This is a genomic window from Acinetobacter sp. 228 (assembly GCF_048147885.1).
The window spans coordinates 1-1,614 of the sequence record NZ_JAYWYV010000178.1 but is presented as its reverse complement, the minus strand read 5'-3'; the positions used below and the strand labels follow the sequence as shown (position 1 = coordinate 1,614).

Below are 1,614 nucleotides of genomic sequence, written 5' to 3'. Positions count from 1 at the left end.
ACGAACTTTATATATTGGCCGTTGGGTTAAATCGGCAAGTTCAGCGGTTTTAAAAGGTGCGGTTTTATCTGCAGATCAACGTGATATTTCAAACTTCACAGCTATTTCAGATGGTTCGATGAAAATCACCATTGATGGTTCTGAAAAGGTTGTAACTGCCCTGAACTTATCAGCTGTCACCAATTTAAATGGTGTGGCATCTGCCCTAACAGCCAAGCTGGGTACCGCTTCAGTAACTTGGAATGATGTTTATAACCGTTTTGAAATTACGTCATTAACCACTGGTACCACTTCGACAATTTCCTATGCTATTGCCAATGCAACTGGTACAGACGTTTCTTCATTGATGGGTTTAACCGTTGGTCATGCTTCGGTACCAGTAAATGGCTATGCTGCTGAGCCATTGATGGATGCAATTACACATTTAGCGGACAAGTCACTTAAGTGGTATGGATTAGATATCGCGGAGCCTATTTCTGATGCAGATGTTCTTGCGACTTCACCATCTCGTATTTATGGCCAAACAATTACTAATTCATTGTCTTTGGATGGTACCAGTACATCCGATCTGGCTTATAAGCTCAGCAAATTAAATAATGGTCGAGCATTTTCAATCTTTTCAGGTGATACGGCACATGCAGCAGCTTCAGTATTTGGGCGAGCATTTAGTGTCAATTTTAATGGTAACAACACGACCATTACATTGAAGTTTAAGCAGCTTCCTGGCGTTGCAGCTGAAGATTTACAGGTTTCCCAAGCAAAAGCGCTTAAAGATAAAAACTGCAATGTTTTTGCAGGTTACAACAACGACACAGCAATTCTTCAAGAGGGTGTGATGTGTGACGGCTCATTCATTGATGAGCGTCATGGTCTTGACTGGTTGCAAAACCATTTAGAGACAGCTCTGTGGAATCTTTTCTATACCACTAATACTAAGGTGCCTCAAACAGAAGGTGGTGTAAATCGCCAAAGTACTGTGCTAGAGCGAGCATTGGAACAGGCTGTGACAAACGGCCTTATTGGTCCTGGTCAGTGGAATGGTGATTCTTTTGGAGCGTTGGAAACAGGTGATTACCTGTCTAAAGGTTTTTACGTTTTTGCGAACAGTTTAGATGATCAGGCTCAATCTGAACGTGAAGCGCGTAAATCTCCGGTTTTCCAGATTGCTATCAAGATGGCAGGTGCAACACATTTCACTGATGTGCTTGTTTCTGTTAACCGCTAATAAGGATAAGAAATATGTCTACATATTCATTTATGGATACTCAATGCACTCTTGCCAGTGATGACGGGGTGATTGACCTAGGTTACGGTGCGGGCGTTGCAGATGAAGGTATTACCATTGCGATGGCTGGCGATGCTAACACCATGACTATTGGCGCGGATGGTGAAGGGATGCATTCATTAAGTGCTAACAAGTCCGGCACTGTGACCGTGCGTTTATTAAAAACATCACCAATTAACGCCAAGCTTTCTAATCTTTATCACATTCAGCGCTCAAGCACTAAGAAGTGGGGAAAGAACACTATCACACTAAATCACGCTGGATCTGGTGATAACGCTACAGCATCAAAATGCGCATTCAAGAAGCATACGGACTTGGCTTACAAGTCA

2 protein-coding genes are annotated in these 1,614 nt (G+C 42.6%); both read left to right on the top strand.

The annotated features are described in order from the left end of the window. Positions 1-1,225, top strand: a 1,225-nt coding sequence (locus tag VXQ92_RS17115; RefSeq protein WP_416682624.1) for a DUF3383 domain-containing protein, incomplete at its 5' end; no start/stop codon positions are given. A 14-nt stretch (positions 1,226-1,239) separates the two neighbouring features. Next, positions 1,240-1,614: phage structural protein (locus tag VXQ92_RS17110; RefSeq protein ID WP_416682623.1), on the top strand; the 375-nt coding region annotated here is incomplete at its 3' end.